At 69.6% G+C, this 19434-nt stretch carries 16 protein-coding genes; 5 read left to right on the top strand and 11 right to left on the bottom strand.

All coding sequences use genetic code 11. The features are described from left to right. Position 1 precedes the first annotated feature (1 nt). The 3 genes from menC to ACQP2T_RS34155 all read right to left on the bottom strand — a co-directional run bounded on the left by menC (position 2) and on the right by ACQP2T_RS34155 (position 4567). The gene (gene menC / locus ACQP2T_RS34165; RefSeq protein WP_357953395.1) at positions 2 to 1102 is read right to left on the bottom strand and encodes an o-succinylbenzoate synthase; all 1101 of its coding nucleotides are present in this window, start codon (positions 1100 to 1102) and stop codon (positions 2 to 4) included. Beyond that, positions 1099 to 1863, bottom strand: a complete 765-nt coding sequence (locus tag ACQP2T_RS34160) for a GNAT family N-acetyltransferase (RefSeq protein WP_433509002.1) — start codon at positions 1861 to 1863, stop codon at positions 1099 to 1101. The genes menC and ACQP2T_RS34160 overlap by 4 nt, the downstream gene beginning before the upstream one ends. Positions 1864 to 2071: 208 nt before the next feature. Next, positions 2072 to 4567 carry a glycoside hydrolase family 3 protein gene (locus ACQP2T_RS34155; protein WP_433509001.1) on the bottom strand — a complete coding sequence of 832 codons (2496 nt, stop codon included), beginning with the start codon at positions 4565 to 4567 and terminating at the stop codon, positions 2072 to 2074. Positions 4568 to 4943: 376 nt separating this feature from the next. Between ACQP2T_RS34155 and ACQP2T_RS34150 the strand changes: the two genes are divergently transcribed. Beyond that, positions 4944 to 6287 carry a galactose-binding domain-containing protein gene (locus tag ACQP2T_RS34150; protein ID WP_433509000.1) on the top strand — a complete coding sequence of 448 codons (1344 nt, stop codon included), beginning with the start codon at positions 4944 to 4946 and terminating at the stop codon, positions 6285 to 6287. Between the two features lie 52 nt (positions 6288 to 6339). On the opposite strand, the gene ACQP2T_RS34145 is transcribed toward ACQP2T_RS34150, so the two are convergent. Further along, positions 6340 to 7089, bottom strand: coding sequence for a hypothetical protein (locus ACQP2T_RS34145; protein ID WP_433508999.1), 750 nt, complete (start codon positions 7087 to 7089; stop codon positions 6340 to 6342). Between the two features lie 282 nt (positions 7090 to 7371). Here ACQP2T_RS34145 and ACQP2T_RS34140 point away from each other — a divergent pair, with 282 nt between their 5' ends. Beyond that, positions 7372 to 8181, top strand: a complete 810-nt coding sequence (locus ACQP2T_RS34140) for an IclR family transcriptional regulator (RefSeq protein ID WP_433508998.1) — start codon at positions 7372 to 7374, stop codon at positions 8179 to 8181. 31 nt (positions 8182 to 8212) lie between these two features. On the opposite strand, the gene ACQP2T_RS34135 is transcribed toward ACQP2T_RS34140, so the two are convergent. Further along, positions 8213 to 8818 (bottom strand): PepSY domain-containing protein, encoded by a 606-nt coding sequence (locus tag ACQP2T_RS34135; protein WP_433508997.1) that lies wholly within the window; start codon positions 8816 to 8818, stop codon positions 8213 to 8215. Positions 8819 to 8881: 63 nt separating this feature from the next. Next, on the bottom strand, positions 8882 to 9772 hold the full coding sequence (locus tag ACQP2T_RS34130; protein WP_433508996.1) for an NAD-dependent epimerase: 891 nt from the start codon (positions 9770 to 9772) through the stop codon (positions 8882 to 8884). Positions 9773 to 9843: 71 nt separating this feature from the next. Between ACQP2T_RS34130 and ACQP2T_RS34125 the strand changes: the two genes are divergently transcribed. Further along, complete coding sequence (locus ACQP2T_RS34125; RefSeq protein ID WP_433508995.1) at positions 9844 to 10770, top strand: GlxA family transcriptional regulator; 927 nt, start codon at positions 9844 to 9846, stop codon at positions 10768 to 10770. Here ACQP2T_RS34125 and ACQP2T_RS34120 read toward each other — a convergent pair. From ACQP2T_RS34120 to ACQP2T_RS34105, 4 genes are all read right to left on the bottom strand, one after another. Then, complete coding sequence (locus tag ACQP2T_RS34120) at positions 10754 to 14227, bottom strand: CHAT domain-containing protein (protein ID WP_433508994.1); 3474 nt, start codon at positions 14225 to 14227, stop codon at positions 10754 to 10756. The genes ACQP2T_RS34125 and ACQP2T_RS34120 overlap by 17 nt on opposite strands. A gap of 5 nt (positions 14228 to 14232) precedes the next feature. Continuing rightward, a complete protein-coding gene (locus tag ACQP2T_RS34115; protein WP_433508993.1) occupies positions 14233 to 14829 on the bottom strand; it encodes a hypothetical protein in 597 nt (198 codons plus the stop codon). An 11-nt stretch (positions 14830 to 14840) separates the two neighbouring features. Beyond that, positions 14841 to 15203, bottom strand: coding sequence for a hypothetical protein (locus ACQP2T_RS34110; RefSeq protein ID WP_433508992.1), 363 nt, complete (start codon positions 15201 to 15203; stop codon positions 14841 to 14843). 63 nt (positions 15204 to 15266) lie between these two features. Further along, positions 15267 to 17465, bottom strand: a complete 2199-nt coding sequence (locus tag ACQP2T_RS34105; protein WP_433508991.1) for a hypothetical protein — start codon at positions 17463 to 17465, stop codon at positions 15267 to 15269. A 245-nt stretch (positions 17466 to 17710) separates the two neighbouring features. On the opposite strand from ACQP2T_RS34105, the gene ACQP2T_RS34100 reads away from it, so the two are divergent. Together ACQP2T_RS34100 and ACQP2T_RS34095 are read left to right on the top strand one after the other, a co-directional pair. Further along, the gene (locus ACQP2T_RS34100) at positions 17711 to 18139 is read left to right on the top strand and encodes a hypothetical protein (RefSeq protein WP_433508990.1); all 429 of its coding nucleotides are present in this window, start codon (positions 17711 to 17713) and stop codon (positions 18137 to 18139) included. Positions 18140 to 18288: 149 nt separating this feature from the next. Then, a complete protein-coding gene (locus ACQP2T_RS34095) occupies positions 18289 to 18741 on the top strand; it encodes a hypothetical protein (RefSeq protein ID WP_433508989.1) in 453 nt (150 codons plus the stop codon). A 241-nt stretch (positions 18742 to 18982) separates the two neighbouring features. Here ACQP2T_RS34095 and ACQP2T_RS34090 read toward each other — a convergent pair whose 3' ends face one another. Beyond that, complete coding sequence (locus ACQP2T_RS34090; protein WP_433508988.1) at positions 18983 to 19426, bottom strand: MarR family winged helix-turn-helix transcriptional regulator; 444 nt, start codon at positions 19424 to 19426, stop codon at positions 18983 to 18985. Positions 19427 to 19434 lie beyond the last annotated feature (8 nt).

Raw genomic sequence — 19434 nt, 5'->3', positions numbered from 1 at the left:
CTCAGAGGGTGATCCATTCGGTGGCGGTGGTGACCTCGTCGAGCACGGCCGGAATGGGCGCGACGCCCAGCCCCGGCCCGGTCGGCACCGCCAGGTGGCCGTCGCTCAGCTCGAACGGCTCGGTGATGTCGGTGGCGAAGTAGCGGCGCGAGGCCGAGGTGTCGCCCGGCAGCGTGAACCCGGGCAGCGCGGCCAGCGCCACGTTCGCGGCCCGGCCGAGCCCGGTCTCCAGCATGCCGCCGCACCACACCGCGATCCCGTTCGCCCGGCACAGGTCGTGGATGCGGCGGGCCTCCAGGTAGCCGCCGATCCGGCCGGGCTTGACGTTGACGATCGAGCACGAGCCCAGGGCGATCGCGGCCGCGGCGTGCTCGACCGACTCGATCGACTCATCCAGGCAGATCGGCGTCCGCAGCTGCTTGGCCAGCTTGGCGTGCTGGACGAAGTCGTCGTTGGCCAGGGGCTGCTCGATGAGCAGCAGGCCGAAGTCGTCCAGCTTGGCCAGCTGGCGGGCGTCCACGAGGGTGTAGGCGGCGTTCGCGTCGACCTGGAGGAGAACGTCGTCGCCGAACCGCTCGCGCACCGCCCTGACCGGCTCCACGTCCCAGCCGGGTTCGATCTTCAGCTTGATCCGCACGTACCCCTCGTCGAGGTAGCCCTCGACGGCGTCGAGCAACTGCGGGATCGAGTCCATGATGCCGACGGAGACCCCGCACGGCACCCGGTCACGGGCCGCGCCGAGGAAGCGGCCGAACGACTCGCCTGCCGCCCTGAGCTGGGCGTCCAGCACGGCCGTCTCCAGGGCGGCCTTGGCCATCCGGTGGCCCTTGATCGGCTCCAGGGCCCGGCCGACGGCGTTCGCGTCGAGGGTGCGGGGCAGGGCGGGCAGCAGGAAGCGCCGGATCACCTCGGCCGCGCCGTCGACGTACTCGGGGGAGTAGAGCGGCTCCGACATGGCCACGCACTCGCCCCAGCCCTCGGCGTCGGGCGTCACGACCCGCACCAGCAGCACGTCGCGGGCCGTCTCGGTGCCGAACGAGGTGCGGAACGGCGCCACCAGCGGCATCGCGATCCGCCGCAGCTCAACTCCGGTGATCTTCACGCTTTCTCCACTACGTAAAAGGACTTCTGATGGAACCCGGTGACGACGCGGCCTTCGGCGATCAGTCCGCCCAGGACGTCGCGCATGGCATGACGCCATGCCTTGGCCGTTCCCGGGTCGGCCCGGCGCAACCCCTCGATGTCCGGAGGCGCGGCCACCAGCACCACCGCGGCGTCCGTGGGGCCCGGCGCCGGCCGGCCCCCGTCGTCGGCCAGGCCCACCACCGCGTCGCCCGGCACGTGGACCGGCCACGGCTCGCGCCTGGCCAGGGCCTCGACGTGCGGCGCGGACAGCTCCCAGACGGCCAGCATCCGGTCGGACTCGTCGCCCTGGTTGATCTCGTCGTCCATGATGCCGTAGAAGCCGGGCAGGTATTCGCGCGGCCTGGCGCCCAGCTTGGCGAGGTTGAAATGGGCGTTGCGGCGTACCAGCGGATCGTAGGTCCAGGTGACCCGGCCCAGCTCGCGCTCCAGCGCCCACTGGCGCTGGTGCAGCTTGACCTCGAACCCGATGCCGCGTCCGGCGGACGCGCCGGTGATGTGGGAGTGCAGCGCGTTGCCCGCCGCGAGGAATCCGACGGACCCGCCGGCCATCCGGTCGCCGTCGAAGGCGCCCGCGACGTAGCCGCCCGCGTGCGACAGCGCCCGCATCAGCTCGACCGTGATCGGCTGCCCGCCCTGGTCGAACCGCCAGATGCCGTCGAACAGCGCGAACAGTTCCTCGAACTCCGCGATCTCGTGTAGTTCCCTGACCGCGATCAACCTGCCGGCCCTCCGAGTAGTCGATGTCACCCGCGACCGTACGCCACAGTGAGGGCGGCCGATTCGTGCCGGTTCACCAAGACGGGAGGGTTCTTCGTCGCCGCGCCCTACGGCATGGCTCGGCAGCGCGAGTGCTCCGGTGGAGTTCGCGCTGCCGGCGGCTTGAGGGGAGTGGGGGGTCAGCCGCGTAACCGATCGGTCGCGCGTGTCAGCCGCGGAACTGACCGGTCACGCGCAGATCGCGGGATGACGCGCCCACCGCGGCGGTGAAGACGCCATGGGAGGCGACCCAGCGTTTCGCGGCCGGGCTCCAGGTGGACAGCGCGGCGCTGTCGAGCGGGAAGGTGACCACGGTGCTCTGCCCGGGTCGCAACCACACCTTCTGGAAGCCCTTGAGCTGCTGGGGAGGCTCGCCCGCCGCGCTGGGGAAGCCTAGGTAGAGCTGGGCGGTCTCGGCTCCGGCGCGGGCTCCGGTGTTGGTGACCCGGACGCGTACGGCGTGGCTGTCGGCCCGCAGGCTGTCGTACGCGAAGCTGGTGTAGGACAGGCCGTGGCCGAAGGGGAACAACGGGCGCTGGCGCCGGGCATCGTACCAGCGGTAGCCCACGTTCAGGCCCTCGTCGTAGCGGACCGTGGTGCCGTCGCCGGGGAAGCCGTAGGCGACGTCCGGGCCCTGCCGGTCGTCGGCGGGGAAGGTCACCGGCAGCTTGCCGGACGGGTTGACGTCGCCGAACAGCACGGCCGCGACCGCGTTGCCGTACTCCTGACCCGGGTACCACGCCTGGAGCACCCCGGCCACCCGGTTCAGCCACGGCATCAGCGACGGCGCGCCGGTGTTGAGCACGACCACGGTTCGCGGGTTGGCCGCGGCGACGGCCTCGATGAGCTGATCCTGGTCGCCGGGCAGGGCGAGGGAGTCGCGGTCGGCGCCCTCACTGATGGCGTCGTTGACGAAGACGAGCGCGACGTCGGAGCGCCGGGCGGCGGCCACGGCCTCGGCCAGCAGCGCGGGGTCGGGCGCGGCCCAGCCGAGTTGCAGGGCGGCGCCGAAGAGGGAGCCCGCGGTGGAGTACTCGAGCTTGATCGAGACGATCCGTCCGGCCGTCAGGTCGGCCAGCCCGTGGGCGATGCCGCCGAACTCGGTGTGGTTCGCGGCGACGAGCTTGCCGTCGATGTAGAGCCGGGCCCGGCCCGAGCCGTTCAGGGAGAAACGGTAGCCGCCGGTCTTGGGCGGGGTCAGTGTGCCGGTCCACCGGGCCGACCAGGTGCCGGTGACGCCGCTGGGCGCTCCGGCGAAGCTCACCGAGGGCTCGACCCGGGTGAGCACGGGGTCGCCGGTGAAGTCGGGAGCGGGGTAGTAGGTGGCGCTCAGCCCCGGGCCGTCGCCCGACGTGGGCCGCAGCAGGTCGCCGGAGAGCACGGGCAGGGCGCCGGTGCCGAGCGTGCCGCGGGCCTGGTTCAGGGTGACGGCGCCGCCGGCCCGTGCGGTCAGACCGGCCAGCGGGGTCACGGTGGTGGACGGCTGCAGCGCGGCCGAACCGCCGCCGTAGAAGGTCGCGTGGTCGCCGGTCGCGTCGCCGATCACGGCCAGCGACCTCGCCTTGTTCAGCGGCAGTACGCCGCGCTCGTTCCTGAGCAGCACCATGCCCTGCTCGGCCAGGCCCCGGGCCAGCTCCCGATGCGCGGGCGTGGACACCTCGTCGCGTGGCGTGTAGTCACGGTCGAACAGGCCCGTCCGGTACATCGCGGTGAGAATGCGGCGGACCTTGTCGTCGAGGGCCGCGACCGTCACCTGACCGGCCGCCACCGCCTGCTTCAGCGCGTCGCCGAAATACGTCGATCCCGGCATCTCCACGTCCAGCCCGGCGCCGGCCGAGGCGACCGTGCTGTGGGTGGCGCCCCAGTCGGACACCACGAACCCGGTGAACGCCATCGCGTCCTTGAGCGCGTCGCGCAGCAGGTCGCCGTTCTCGCAGGCGTAGGTGCCGTTGACCTTGGGGTAGGCGCACATGACGGACCTTGCTCCGCCGTCCCGCACGGCCGCGCGGAAGCCCGGATAGTAGATCTCGTTGAGCGCCCGCTCGGAGACCCGGACGTCGACCTTGCCACGGTCGGTCTCCTGGTTGTTGGCCGCGAAGTGCTTGGGCATCGCTATGACGCCCTGGCTCTGGACCCCTTTCACCTGCTCGGTGGCCATCCGCGCGGTGAGGTAGGGGTCCTCGCTGAAGGTCTCGAAGGTACGGCCCCAGCGCGGCGAGCGCACGATGTTGATCGTCGGCGCCAGGGCGACGTTGTGACCCTTGCCGGCCTGCTCGGCGCCGACCGCCTCGCCGTAGCGCCGCATGAGCGCGGTGTCCCAGGTGGCCGAGCCGTTGATGGCGGCGGGGAAGGCGGTGATGCCCGTGCTGCCGTTGGCGACTCCGTTGGGGCCGTCGGCCAGGTAGATCGCGGTGATGCCCAGCCGGGTGTTGCCCGGGATCCGCCCGGCGTACCCCTTGCCGAACTCGAAGCCGACGCCGTGCAGCATGGCGATCTTCTCGTCGAGGGTCATGCGGGCCAGCATCCGCTCGGCACGCTGCTCGGGCCCGTACGACGAGCTCAGGGGTTCGCTGGCCCCGGCCGCCGGTGGCGACTGGGCGACACCAGCCAGCGTCAGGAGGGCGGCGGCCGCCAGGGCGGTCGCTCTATGGAGTCGTCGGGGCATGTGCCAGGTCCTCTCTCAGGGGGATGGCCAGGGGCCGCGGACCCTGGCCTGAGCTGGGACGCGTCAATGATGATCTCCGATATATGTTGTGCCCGACAACATATGGCCAGGCTGAATACGCGACAAGGACCTCTTCCATCGTCCGGAAGACGTTCGCTGAGGTCTCCCGCCAAAGCGGAGACAAAGTCATTTATCTTCCGTTCAGCGGTGAGAGCGCTTCCTGGGCCGTAGATCGCCACATATGGTGCAGCAACTCGGCATTCATCGATGGATGTGCTCCAAGGCTCTGCTCAGAGCCGCGTCCCTTCCTGCCTCGTGTCCTGTCCCTTTTGGCGGCGGAGCCATGCCCGCCGTCTTCGTTCCGGAGAGGAAAACCATGAGATTCCCCCTCAATCCAGCCGACGGGCGACCGCCGAGCCGCGCCTCCTGGTCGGCGGCGTGCGTCGTGGTGATCGTCGCCTTGGCGACCGCGCTCGCCGGCGGCACCGTCGCCGCCCGGGCCGCCACCACTCAGGTCGCCGCCGCCGAGTTGCTGTCCCAGGGCAAGCCGGCGACCGCGTCATCCACCGAGAACGCCACCACGCCGGCTTCGGCGGCGGTGGACGGCAATGCCACCACCCGCTGGGGCAGCGCCTTCAGCGACCCCCAATGGCTGGGGGTCGACCTCGGCGCCACCGCCACCATCACCCAGGTCGTGCTGAACTGGGAGGCCGCCTACGGCCGCGCCTTCCAGATCCAGACCTCCGCGGACGGTTCGGCCTGGACCACCGTCTACACGACCACCAGCGGCACGGGCGGGGTGCAATCTCTCACCGTGGCCGGTAGCGGCCGGTACATACGGCTGCTCGGAACGGCGCGAGGGACCGCCTATGGCTACTCCCTGTGGGAGTTCCAGGTCTACGGCACATCGGGCGGCACCACGCCGCCGGGGGGTGGCACCATCCCCGATCCCACGATCCAGTCGCTGGAGGCGACCAACGGACCGTTGGCCACCGCGACGTACACGGTCCCGAACCCCAGCGGCTACAAGGCCGGCACCGTCACGTACCCGACGGCCAGTGGCTCGTATCCGGGCATCGTCCTGATGCCGGGATATCAGGGCACGCAGGCGAACCTGAGCTGGCTCGGCCCGCGTCTGGCGTCCTGGGGCTTCGTGGTCATCAACGTCGACACCAACACCCTGAGCGACAGCCCCGACCAGCGAGGCACGGAGATCAGGGCGGCCGGCACCCAGCTGCTCAACCTCGGCAACGCCACGGGCAACCCCCTCTCGGGCAAGCTGAACGGCACCCTCGGCGTGTCCGGCCACTCCATGGGCGGGGGCGGCACGATGGTGGCGCTGCGTGACGACAGCCGGTTCAAGGCGGGCGTACCCCTCGCCCCCTTCCACCAGACCCCCAACTTCGCCGCCGTCAACAAGCCGACGTTCTTCCTGACCTGCGCGAGCGACGTCGCCGCGCCCGGCAACACCTACGCCAAGCCCTGGTACAACAGCATGACCCAGGCCGAGAAGATGTACATCGAGGTTCCCGGCGACCACCTCTGCCCGATGACCGGCAACGGCAACAAGGCCAAGCAGGGCAAGTGGATCGTGTCGTTCTTCAGCCGCTGGTTGCGCAGCGACACCCGCTTCACGCCGTTCCTGTGCGGCACCCAGCGTGACGCCGACCGGACCAACCCCTCACTGGTGACCCAGTGGATGGACACCTGCCCCTTCTGACAAGTCGGCTTAGACAGCCGGGCATGGCGACATCGGCCGCCATGCCCGGCTGTCAAGCTTTTCGCCCAGTGGTGTGAAGGTAACCCACGGTGGCGGCGAGCAGGAACACACCCCAGGCCAGGAAGACCGGATAGGTCCCCGCGAACCCCCAGCTCCCGTCGAGCACCATGGCACCGCCGTCGGGCGCGCACGTGCGGGTGATGCCGAACGCCAGGCATCTGGTCATCATCGCCCCGTACTGGCCGACCAGCAGACCCACCACCGCCGCCGGAACGACCGCCAGGCCACGCGGCACCCGGCGCCGCCCCGCGAACGGCACCCATCCCGGGACGACCTGGCCCCATCGGCTGATCAGACCCAGGGTGAGCAGGGCCCCGGCGGCCGGTCCGGCGACGAGCAGACCCCAGAACACCGCCGAGCCGCCCAGCTCCGTCAGGCTGGCGCGGGAGCCTGCCGCCACCCCGAACGGTACGCCCAGTCCCCACAACAGGTGCGGAACCGAGAAGCCCAGCACCGGCACGCCGGCCGCCACCCAGGTCACCACCTTGGCCCAGAGCGCGGGACGGAACGTCTCATCGGCCCGGCGCTCGTGTGGGCGTGGGGCGGTACGCGTGCCGTAGCACGTGGTCGTCAGCGCGAGCAGCAACCCCAGAGCGGCAAGCAGTATCTGCCGGACGAGCGCGGGGTCACCGAGCTTGCCGAACGCCAGCCGCATGACCAGGTTTCCCGGCGCCACCAGTGTGAGTGCGGCCGCGCCTGCCCAGCCCGCGCCCAGCAGCGCCCGCCGCGTACGTGATCTCATGGCCGCCGACGGTAATGCCCACCATCCTCTGGCGATCTCCCCCTCCTGGGCGAAGAACCTCCCCCTCGCGGGGGAATTCAAGCAACGGCCGGTCCGTCGTAGTAGCCCGCGGGCGTGACAGGCGTGTTTCTAGATTGTTATGAAAGGCAACAAATTAGCCCGGAAATAGGGCTAGACCCGTCTCGCCTCCCGGGATTACGTTGCCGCAGACAACATTCAACGAAATGGTGAGGCCGGGACCCGGCGTACTCGAAGCGCGATCGACGGTCGGAGGCGCTGCCCATGACCATGACCACAGCAACGATGGCAAGCCCGTCCAGGCAACCGGATCCGGCGCGGTCGGTGGCCAGCCGGGTGCTCAGTGTTCTGGACGCGTTCTCCGGCGAACGCCGCCGGCTGACCCTGTCCGACATCAGCCGGCGGACCAGGATGCCGCTGACGACGGCGCACCGCCTGGTCGGCGAGCTGGTCGCGTGGGGCGCGCTCGAACGCGACCGTAACGGCCGCTACCAGATCGGCCTGCACCTGTGGGAGGTCGCGGCACTGGCACCTCGCGGCCTGGGGCTGCGCGAGGTGGCCATGCCCTACCTCGAGGACCTGTTCGTGGCGACCCGTCAGCACGTCCAGCTCGCCGTACTCGACGGGCTGGACGTCGTGTACATCGAGCGGATCTCCAGCCACGACGCCGTCGGCGTGCACAGCCGGGTGGGAGGACGATGGCCCGCGCACGCCACCGGTGTCGGCCTGGTGCTGCTCGCGTACGCGCCCCGGGCCTTCCAGGAGCGCTACCTGGGCAGGCCGCTGGCGGCCTTCACCAACAAGACCATCGTGGACCCGGACGCGCTGCGGCGCGTGCTGGCCGAGGTGCGGCGCACCGGCTTCGCCGTCAGCGACCGGCAGGTCACCCTCGACGCGGTGTCGGTGGCCGCGCCCGTGAGCGACGCGGCCGACGAGGTGGTGGCCGCGCTCTCGGTCGTCGTCCGCGCCGACGATCCACTGCCGGGCTTGCCCATGCCCGGCGTCGTACCCCCGGTGCTGGCGGCCGCTCGCGGCATCAGCCTGCAACTCCTCCGGCATCCCGGAACGCCGTAGCGGCGTCGGCTGCCCGCCGGACTCGGCGCCTCTAGTGGCTCTTGGTCACGGCGCCGGTCTTGGCGTCGATCTTGAGCCCCTGCCAGGCGCCGTCCGGGCTGAGGACATCGACATCCCAGACGAGAAGGTCGTTGTTGTACTTGTCCAGGCTCATGTGGGTGATCTTGCCGTGCGACACCGAGGAGGACACCTTCTCCAGCGCGTCCTTGAACGTCACCTTGGCGTCCTTGATCAGTCCCATGACCCTGGCCTTCTCATATTTGCCGGTGTCCTTGGACCTGGCTTCCGAGACCACCTTTCCCGACGCGTCCACTTCCAGCAGCCGCTCGGTGCCATCAGGGCTCGCCAGTTGGACCTCCCAGATCTTGCCGTCGTTCTCTGACTGGACCGAGAGGACATGGGAGCCCTCGGCGGAGTTCGTGGCAGCGGTGGCCGCCTTCTCGAGGCTCGCCATGTCGCCGGGTTCCTGCTGGGGACCGCCCGGCGTCGACATGGGCAGGGGGATGACGCCTCGCGCGGGCTCCGCCTTGATGGTGCCGGACTGAGTGTGGGCGCCTGCGCAGGCTCCGGCCGCGAGCAAGGCCGAGCCGGCGAAGATGGTGCCTATGATGGTCTTTGACCGGTTTCTCCCATTCATGCTGAAGACGCTGCCCGGAACTCCATAAAGGCACGCCCAGGCGCTGGGCAACACGCTCCAGCGCTAGATCACTTCCCGGAGCACGTCGTCGACCGGGGTGGCACGCACGCCGAGGATCTTCTCGGTCTCGGAGTAGTCGACGACGAACGGATGGCCGGGCTTGGTGAGCACTTCATGCATTTCCCCCCAGAGCGGGTCGGTGTACGCGAGCAGGGTCCGGTCGCGTTCGGTCATCTCCTCCATCCGCGGTTCCGGCGCCCCCGCGAGTTCGGCGAGCCGCCCGGCCAGCTCCCGTACCGACAGCGTTGAGGTGGGCGCGTGCCACGCCCTGCCGTACGCCTGCTCGTCGCGGCTCGCGGTGACCAGCGTGCACGCGGCGTCGCCGATCGCCGTGTAGCTGTGCGGCACGTCGAGCTCCTGCGGCACCAGGGCGAGCCTGCCCTCCAGTACATGCCGCTGCACCATGAGACTGAACACCGAGAAGGCTCCGGCGCCGTAGAACTGGGCGGCCCGTACCTCGGTGACCCGCACCCCTGAGGACGCGGCCTCCTCCCACACCCGCGCCCTGGTTCGCCCTTTGGACCCGGCCGCGGCCAGCGGGAAGTCCGGGGTGATCGGCCCGTCCACCGGCCCGTAGGCGTAGTGATTGCCGAGCATCACGTAGGCGGTCCCGGTCCGCCGAACCGCGGTGAGCAGCGACGCCGACAGGATCGGGAACAGCTCGGGCCAGGTGTGGTACGGCGGCGCGGCGGTGGTGAACAGCGTGTCCGCCCCCTCGGTCAGCTCGGTGAGCCGATCGGTGTCGGTCGCGTCCGCGGCGACCTTGTCGACGAGCGGGTGCTCGGGCCCGCCGCCGGTGCGGCTGATCATCCGTACCCGCTCGCCGTCCTCGGCCAGCAGCAGAGCGGTCCTCGACGCGGTGGCCCCACGACCCACGATCACATGAAATTTCATGACCACTAAGGTGCCGACCCGCGGCCTCCTGGCATAGTGGCCGGAATGCCAACTATCCGGAGGATCTGGCCATGCACCGCGTCGCCGCAGTCGTCGTGCCCCCCGTGCTGAGCTTCGACATCTCGATCCCCTCCATGGTCTTCAACAGCGTCCCGCACTATGACGTGCGCGTCTGTACGGCGCGGCCCGGTCCGCTGCCGACCGTAGGGGGCCCCGACGTCGTGGTGGCGGACGGTCTGGACGCGATGGACGGCGCGGACACGGTGCTCGCCGTCGGCAGCGGCGGCGAGCAGGCACCCCCGGAGGTCCTCGACGCCCTGAGGAAGGCCGCGGCCGGCGGCGCCCGGATCGCCTCACTGTGTACGGGCGCGTTCGTGCTGGCCCAGGCCGGCCTGTTGGATGGGCGCCGCGCCACCACCCACTGGGGGCTGGCCGACGACCTCGCCACCCGCTTCCCGTCGATCGAGGTACGGCCTGACGTCCTGTTCGTCGAGGACGGCGGCATCTTCACCTCGGCGGGCGCCGCGGCCGCTATCGACCTGTGCCTGCATCTGGTCAGGCTCGACTATGGCGCCGCGGTGGCCAACGCGGCCGCGCGGCTCGCGGTCGTCGCTCCCGTACGGCCAGGCGGCCAGTCCCAGTTCATCGAGACACCACTGCCTCCCGAGCGCGGCACCTCACTCGCTCCCACCCGGGCCTGGGCACTGGAGCACCTCGATCGCCCGCTCACCCTGGCCGACCTGGCCGGACACGCCAAGATCAGCGTGCGTACCCTGACCAGGAGCTTCCACGCGGAGACCGGGCTGAGCCCACTCCAGTGGCTGCTGCACCGGCGCGTCGACCGGGCCAGGGAGCTTCTGGAGACCACGGAGCTGCCCATGGACCAGGTGGCGGGGAAGAGCGGTCTGGGCAGCGCGGACTCCCTCCGCAAGCACCTGTCGAACCGGGTCGGGCTCACTCCCACGGCCTATCGCGCGAGCTTCAGCCAAAGAGGGTGAAACCGCACCAAACGGCCGGATGGTCGAAGCGGGGGTCGGAGCGGAGCACGGTTCGGGCCGTGGCGAAGGCGCGTCCGGGTGGGACTCCGCGGCTCAGCTCGGCGAGGTAGCGGGAGGTGAGCAGGGCGCCCGCTTCCAGGGTCACCGGCCAGAGGGAGGCGAGGACCGCCTCGACGCCGGAGGCCAGCAGCGAGACGGCCAAGCCCTCGACCTCCATGTGGGAGAGGTCCTGGTCGATGTGGGCCGACCAGCAGCCCAGCAGGACGACCGTGCGCGGCTGCGTGGTGAAATCGTGCAGCGCGTGGGTGAGGCCCCGGCCGCGGCGGCCGTGTCCCAGGAGCACGAGGGCGTCGGCGGAGCCCACCTGATGGAGATCCGCCTGGAGGCAGACCCCGACGCCGGCCTCGTCCGAGGGCTGCTCCGAGTAGATCAGCTCGGCCAGGTCGCCGCCCGCCTCCACCAGTTGCGCGTTCGCGCGCTCCGACCGGTCGTCCTGAACGGCGACGACGATCGTCGGAACCGGCTCGGCCGGCCGCTGAGGCCGTCCGACCAGCGCTGTGGTCGCCACGACCCGCACCACGACCGCTTCTCCCGCCGAGACCAGGGCGGCCGCCGACCACGGCAGCTGGAGCGCGTAGCCCTCGGTGCTGAGGTGCAGCTCGCCGAAGCGTCCGGCATCTGCCCCCAGTGCCTGCCAGAGCGTGGCGAGGCGCTCGTGGACGTCCGCGGCCGGGACGAACCGTTCGAGGATGCCGGCGTACTCCTCCATGGTGGCGATCCGCGCCTCGCGTACCGCCTGTGCCGCCTCCTGCATCCGGTCGGAGAACCAGACGTGGGCCTCGAAGAGCAGCTCGGGCGGGGTGGTCTCCTCCGCCCACCCGTCGGCGGTCGGGCTCCCCGCCGACGAAGCCGGCGGGTCGGCGGGGAGCCCGACCGCCATCCACCGGCCCTCGACGCGAACCGTGTGGGGATGCAGGCCGACGCAGATGACGGCGTGCCCGTCCGGCAGCGTGGCCGCGGCCGACGTGAGCGGCGAGACCAGCCACCGGGACGGCTCCGTCCCGGTCAGGACGATGCCCCGCTGCCGGAGCTCCCGCGCGCGATGCCGCTCGAGCGCGTCGCCCGCGAGGAGGGCGTCCTGGAAGTCTCCACCGGACAGGTAACGGGCGAAAAGGCAGCGCGAGAGCCGGGTGTAGGGCGGGGTCATCGAGGCCTGGGCCCAGAGCGTGAGCATCCGGTTGAGGAAGGCCGAACGCCGCTTCTCGGCGCGGGGTATCAGCTCCTGGTAGAGGTCGATGGCCTGGTCGAGCTCTTCCGCGGTCTCCAGGGCCAGCGCGTAGCTGGTGAGGACCGCCTCGGTCAGCCATCCGTGCGCGGTCATGGTGTTGCGGCGCCGTTCGTCCAGGATGCGGTCGAGCGCGTAGGCCACCTTGCCGGTGAGCAGCGCCGATCCCCACAGCCGGACCGACAGGTCGCCTGTCGGACCGCCACGGACGAAGATCTCATCCGCCCGCAGCGCCTCGATGACCGCCACCTGACAGGCCAGCGCGAAGGCGAGGGCGATGTCCGTCGCCAGGTCCTGCGGGGGATCGTCTCCGGCAGCCTGGAGCGCCAATTTCACGAGCTGGTGCACGCTCCGGATCAGGCTGCCGTTGACCGTTTCCCGTGGCGCGCGGCCGCCGGCCAGGAAGCCGGTCTCCGCCTGAAGGATCGCCAGGAGCAGCCGTAGCCGGTCAGCGGGATCCTCCGCGTCGGCCAGCGCCCGGACCAGCTCGTTCAGGCAGTGATTCCCGACGATCAGCGTGCCGGCCTCGGCGGGAGCGTCGGGGCTACGGAACTCCACCACGGCCATCGACTTGGCCCCGCCCAGGTCGATGGCGCCGAGCTCCCCGGTGGCCAGATCACAGACGATCTCCAGTCCGGGGTTCACGGCGGAGGCCAGGGCGCCGAACATCTCCGCGAGCAGCGCGCGGGGCATCCTGTGCCCGATCTCCTCCGTGTTCAGCAGGTCGGCGATCTCGAACGCCTCGCCTTCGCGGCCGAACGCCACCAGGGAGACGACGAGGGCAGGGCCGACTTCGGACAGCCAGCCCCAGTCCTCGAGACTCAGATAGAGGTCGAACGCGCTGAGCTGATGGTTGAGGGCCCACTGGAACTCCCCGATCGACCTCTCCACCTCGCCTACCACGCGCTGGACATGCGCCAGCCCGGTCAGCTCGTTCAGCTCCACCCGGCCGGTGCGCTGGATGTCGGTGATCGTCGCCTCGATCGCGTCCCAGGCCATGCCGCGTCCGTAGGGCCGGCCGCACTCCAAGGTCAGCATCGCGGTGTAGAGCGCGCACAGCCGCCTCTGGTCGGGCCGGCAGGAACGCTCCACCAGCAGCGTCCGCTCCAATGCCTCCTCGTACCGTCCGGCCTCGTACGCGGCGACGGCCTCTTCCAGCCCGTCGGGCGGGTCGGTGACGTGAGTGTCGGTCCAGGTGAAGGGCTGCCACTCTCCTCCGCCGAGGGTGCGCATGATCTGGCGTACCCCGCCGTTCTCCGGGGCGGCCGAAGGATCTCCGGCCGGTTCCCCGGCGAGCTGTTCGAGCAGGTCCGGCAGCCCGTTCAGGAGCGCGTCCCACCCGATCGCGGCCTCGCCGAAGCGCTCGGCCTCCGCGGGGGTCAGAGAGATGTCCCTGTCCAGGAGGACGCCGACGGCCCGCTCCGCCCCGATGAGCTCGCCGAGATCGTCGATCTCGCCCGTGATGATCTGCCTGGCCTCGGCGAGCGCGGTCTGGAACCACTCGCGCGCGGAAGGCGTCAGGCTCTTCACCTTCGACCCGGGAGACAACGTCTCGTCGTCCGGGTGGAGCGCGCCGTCGAGCACCTCACGGACGCTCCGCGCCTCGTCCCCGCGCCAGAGCTCGGGGCGTCCGAGCAGCTCAGCGGAGCGTTCGTAGTCGCTGATGAAGAAGATCGGGGAGGTGCGGATGTCACGGCAGATCGCCTCGACCCGGGTCTCTCCGAAGATGCCCAGCCGGGCCTCGCGCAGCCGGCTCCCTTCGAGCGCGAGGGCGAACCACTCGTCGTCGAGTTCACGGAAGTCGTTCAGCTCACGGAAGTTGCGTACGGACAGGGAGTTGCCGCGCAGCGCGTCCACGTCGAACCCGCCCCGCTCCTCCAGCAGCGCGAAGATCTCTGCCCGGACCGCCGACTCCTCGCGGGAGGCGGTGAAGGTGTCGTACAGGAGAATGCTCCGGCCATGGCCGGCCCACAGCACAGGGGCGCTGAGGTCGCCGAGGTCGCCGCAGACGGCGCACTCCACCAGGTTCAGGCGGCCCTCGTCGACCAGTTCGAGCAGTTCGGGGGCGCTGTCCGGGGTCAGCACCATCCAGTAGACGGCCTCGGGCAGGAGCTCTCCACAGCGCGGGCAGACCAGATCTCCGAAGGCTCCCGGCGCGTAGGGGATCGCCACCGTCGTCAGACCTGGGTGCCCGAGGCGAGGTAGACGGCCAGGGTCGTCTTCTTCTGTTCCTCGTCGAAGCCGGGATCCTGGAGGACCGTGAGGAGCCAGGCGAGCCGCGTCTTCCTCTCCTCCGGCGTGAGCAACGCGTCCAGGTTGATGTCCAGCCGGACCTTGTTGCCCAGCGCCTTCAGGTCGTTGTCGTCGATCAGCCCCTGCGCCCGCCGCGCCCGGTCGGCTTTGATCTCCTCGTTGAGCCTCTTGAAGACGAACTGCCGTCCCGACTCGAAGAAGGTGTCCAGCCCGATGGGGATCTCGGAGTTCTGGTAGGAGACGGTGGCGAACTTCAACCGGACGAAGGCCAGGTAGGTCACGCCGACGCCGGAGGCGAACAGCCAGGAGTTCCAGTCCTGGAAGGCCGTCAGCGTGCGTAGCCCGAAGAAGACCGCCACGGCCGTCAAAGCGTTGAGGACGATGAACCCCCACCACCATACGGACCGGTAGACCCGGTAGCCCGACACGTCGCCGACGATGAACGTCCGGTCCATGTCGAAGAGCGTCACCCCGCCGGCGATGGCCGCCGACAGCACGGAGAACCACGCGGAATGCTGCATCGTCTGCCGCCCTATTGGTCGGGTCCGTCGTCGCGGGCGCCCAGCGCGTCGTCCAGCGCGCTGTTGAGCTCGTCCTCCGAGGTGCCGCTCGCCGCTTCCTCGACCTCGTCGTCCAGGAGGAAGACGCCGGTCACCCGGTCGCGAGGGCTGTCCGGGGTGGCGTTCAGGCTGGTCTTGACCCCGTAATCGGTCAGCGCGTACCGGCCCGGCCCGCTCTCGACGACCAGGCCGCGGCGCTGCAAGGCGGGGAGCGCGTTGCGCACGTCCTCGGGCGACAGCCCTGAGTAGGCCACCAGCGCTTCGACCGAGCTGTCGCCATGGTCGCGCAGGGCCGGCAACAGCAACGACTCCACCGGCCGGACAAAGAATGGCATGGCCACCTCCTGCCGTCGATTATGGCGACGCGTCTGGAGAAAATCGCTAGGGATGTGCCGTCTTCAGATGTCTCGGGCGTCTCGGGCGACGACGGCGTAGGTGACGTTATGGAAGACGTCCAGGAAGTCGTGAAGCGTCAGCCTGAACCGTCCGGTGTCCTGCTCGAAGGTGAGCGCCTTGTCCAGGTCGGGCGAGTTTCGATGGTGTGGATTGCGCAGGGTGATGGTGGACGCCTGGGTGTCGAGGGTTTTCAGCACCGCGGACAGCGACGCCATGTCCCTCGGCGGGGCGCCGTGTTTCGCGTCGTAGTCAGGCTCGGGCCGATCTGCGGTGAACCGCAGATCGGCGCCGCAGATCGCGTACGCGTGGCTGGCGAAGACGTGGTGCCGTTGCCCTGGCGAGGACACCGGCGGAGCCAGTACCGCGATCAGCTTGACGACCCTGTCAGCCCAGGGAAGCTCATTCCTCAGCGGCCAGAGGGTGTCAATCACCTCCTCGCAGGGGGTCCTGAATTCGTCGGCGTACTCCAGGGCCGCGCGCCTCGCCATTCGTTCCTCTTTGTGTTCGTCCGTCTCGCTTCCCGGCGGGTCCGGCGGCAGCACGGACTCCAGCAGCGCGCTTATCCTGGCGCCCTGGTCGGGGAGACCGGCCTTCACCAGATCGGCCTGGTGCTCCTTGAGCTTCGGCAGCAGCTCCTGGCCGGAGTCCACCCAGGACACACCGGCGGTGGGCACGACGATGTACGGCGACTGGCCCGCGGCCTGCTTCTCCAGCATGATCAGTACGTTCAGCAGTAGAGCGGCGTGCGTGGAGAGCGCCTCGCTGGTCTGGGCCGCCCGGCGCAGCCGCTGCACGCTCACCGAGTACGCATGGCGCAGCTGATGGCCGTACAGGCAGTCGAACAGCGACACCGAGGCGAACAGGCCCTGGCCGATCTGCTTGTAGCCGTCGTCGGGCGTCGTGTCCGGGGTGGGGGAGGCCGTCCCGTACTCGCCGTACGATGCCGCGAAGGCGGCGAACGCCCGTTCCATCAGCGGGACCCACATGACCGTCGTCACCGGGATCGTCGTCTCCGCGTAGACCTTGCCGTCGGCGGTCACGCGGCGTTTGACCACCCCCTGCCCGCAGATGGCCCTTGGCCGGGCGGCTATCAGGGTGAGCGTGCCGTCTGGCTGTGCGAGGTGCGGGAAACGCGGCGCGACCACGATCTGCTGCGGCACGCGCCAGGGCCGATCCTGGACGGTGGCCGTCCGGAAGAAGGTGACGTCGAAGGAGCTCCCGTGGTCTTCGCTCGGCCTGATCATCCGCTTGATCTGGGCAGGGTCGTGGTCGGCGATCGAGGCGAGCGTGGACAGCAGGACGCAGGTGCCAAGCTCGCCCTGGGCCACGTCGTCACCGCTCGGGCCCTCCGGGGAGAACACGGTCTGGCGCTCCAGTATCAGTCGTTTCACCGGAGGGTCGTCGAGTTGGGTCGCCCCGTCGAGGTAACGATCCCCGGCGGGATCGATGATCGTGTCGGGGAGGTACGGGGTCGACAGGGAGACCATCGACTGGTTGCGGGTGGAGCAGAGGTTCTGAGCGTGCGGATAGATCGGCGCGTACGTCACCGGGTGCTCCTGAGAAGACCTTTCGTTCGCCGTGAGAATGCCGTCACATGCCTGCAGGGATTGGCGGACGATCGACGACAAACGGGCGCCGTCGTACGGTTCGTTGAGCATCTGGTCGAACGCGGTGGTGACCAGCTTCGGCAGGAAGTTGTACGGCCCCTTGCGGGTGTTCGCCGGCCTAATGGCGCAGAGGCGCAAAATCGCCGGCCACGGCCCTGGCTCCTGCTCGACGGCCCAATACATGACCGCTTTCTCGGTCACCGACCGCAGGGCCAGAGGCCGCCACAGGTTGACCCGGAAATCGGCGAGGTGCGTCTCCAGCTGCTTCTTCACCATCGGGTGGTCATCGATGGTCTCGGGCAGGCCGTCGATGGCGGCCCGCACGCGATCGCAGTGGGCGACGAACCCGGATACGCTGGCGACCTGCTGGATCTCCTTCCGATTTCCGGCGATGAGCAACCCCGTCTCGCCGTTCTCGGCGATCACCGCCGCGGTGTCCACCCAGCCCGGCTGCCCATCGATCTCGATCCGGACCCTTTCGCCGACGATCAGCGGCGGGTCGTCGGCGAAGGCGAAGTCGGTGCCTCCGGGAAGCTCTCTGGGATTGCCCCCTTCTGGGTGGAAATGGGATTTGATCAGGAATTTGCCGCGCATATGCCCTCTCCCCCTCCTGCGCCACCCCCGAGCCAGCGAATTGTTACACCTTTCGAAAAGCGGGTCAATAACGGCGTGAGGCTCTATCAGATCGCCGGCCGGAGCACAATTGCTGCATAAGCCAGAGAAAAGCAATTTCGGCCGCTCACTCGTGGAGGCTGGAGGGCCATCGGTTGGCGTGGGAGAGGGCCGGATGGGGCCTCCACCCGTGCGTGGAGACGCACCCCTGACTACGCTGTCGGCACGTGGACCCGATCTTCGAGCTTCCGTCCGATTCCCTGCTGGCCGCGGCCGTCTCCGAGGACTGGGGTCTGCTCCCGCTGCGCGTCCCAGCCGGTTGGAACGTCATCTACAACGCCCTGGAAGCCCGACGCCTGCCGGATGGAAGGGTCGAGGCCAACGACTCCGAGGACCTGTATTGGGCCCGTACCGCACCACCGCCGTGGCTGCCCGCGCAGGAGGTGGCCGGGAAGGGTGGCCTGCGGGCTCGGGAGATCAACATAGACGCCGGCTGGTACGGCGGCCACGGCTTCCGCGTTGTCGTCCTCGACCCCGACTGGGACCATGAGCGGGCCTCCCACACCACTTCCGACCTGGGCGAGTTCGTCGCCACCCTGGAGGCATGGATGTGGATGATCACCCAGCGAGGAGAGCTCCCCAAGCCCGGCCCTTGAAACTGCTGGACTGAGGTTGACGGGATCCCGTGTTCTTGGTGTCCTGTCGCAGCGAAGGTTGAGCATTCTCACTGAAGATTGAGTGACTGACGGGCAGCGGGGCCGAAATGCAGGTGCCCAAGGGTGGGGTATGAAGGCAAGATCTCAGCATGTCTACCGACGTCAGTGGGATGATCGAGTGCCGACCGGGCGCCCGCCTTTGGGGTCCGGACGATGAGGACTCTGTGTGGCAGGCCGCCATCGACCTCTTCTTGCTCAACCGCGGCAACGCTTACGACGGACTCGCCTGCCTCTTCGGCATTCGCAACACCTTCGGCTTTCGCCCTGTGGCTGAAGGCCGTGGCTTTCCCCACGACGCCTCGGAGGGGCTGACCGGTGAGTTCGCCGTCTATGGCGGACCTGCCGACGTATTCGGGACGACTTGGCTCACTTGGGTTGAGGTCGCCTCTGTTGACTGGACGGAGACGGACAGCTCCGGCAGGCGAAACCGCGGCATGGTCGCAGGCGACGAGAGCGACTGGGGCCGGGTGTGGAGCGTGATGCGCACGCTCAGCGAAGTGCACGGGGCGCAGAACGTACGGCTCGTCGTCTGGTTCCACTGATCACACGGGCCGGTCAGCCACGGCGCCGAGTCACAACTGGGCCTTGCGGTAGCCCACATGACCGCCAGGCTGAATGGATGTTCAGGTTCAAGCCTGCACCCCGGCTCTGAACCGCGCGCGTACGCTTCGGTCGGCCGACGCTCGTTCCGTCGTGATCAAGCGAAAGCGGGCGCCGGACGGTCGTCGCGCCGCGACGCCGACCTGAGTGGGGGCCAGGGGTCGCGGGCGCGGAGGAGGCCGCTCATCGTCCGGGGATCTCTCTTCGCAAGATTTCCTCCAGTACGGGTAGTGCGCTGCTGAGCACCTCGTGTTCCTCGGCCGTGAGCTTGCCCATTGCGGCGGCGAGAGGTGCGGTGCGGCGCGCATGGCCGTCGTGGATGGTGGCGCGTCCGATGGGGGTGGCCGACAGGATGGCGCTGCGGCCGTCATGAGTCGACGCGATGCGCCGAATCATGGACAGCTTCTCGAGTTGTGACACGGTGCGCGCCATCGTCGGCCGCGACACCTCCTCCAAGGCGGCCAGCTGAGACGGCGTGATCTCTCCCGCGTGCACGATGACGGCCAAGGCGGAGGCTTGAGCCCCGGTGAGCACCGGGTTCGGATCCGCCGCGCGCAACCAGCGGACCAGGGTGGCAGCGGCCATCGCCCAGCGTCGCGCCTCGTCATGAACCTTGTGACCGCTCATGTGATTAG

Source organism: Nonomuraea sp. CA-143628 (assembly GCF_050942315.1).
Lineage (GTDB): Bacteria > Actinomycetota > Actinomycetes > Streptosporangiales > Streptosporangiaceae > Nonomuraea.
The sequence above is the reverse complement of the archived record's forward strand: the minus strand, read 5'-3'. Positions and strand labels throughout refer to the sequence as shown.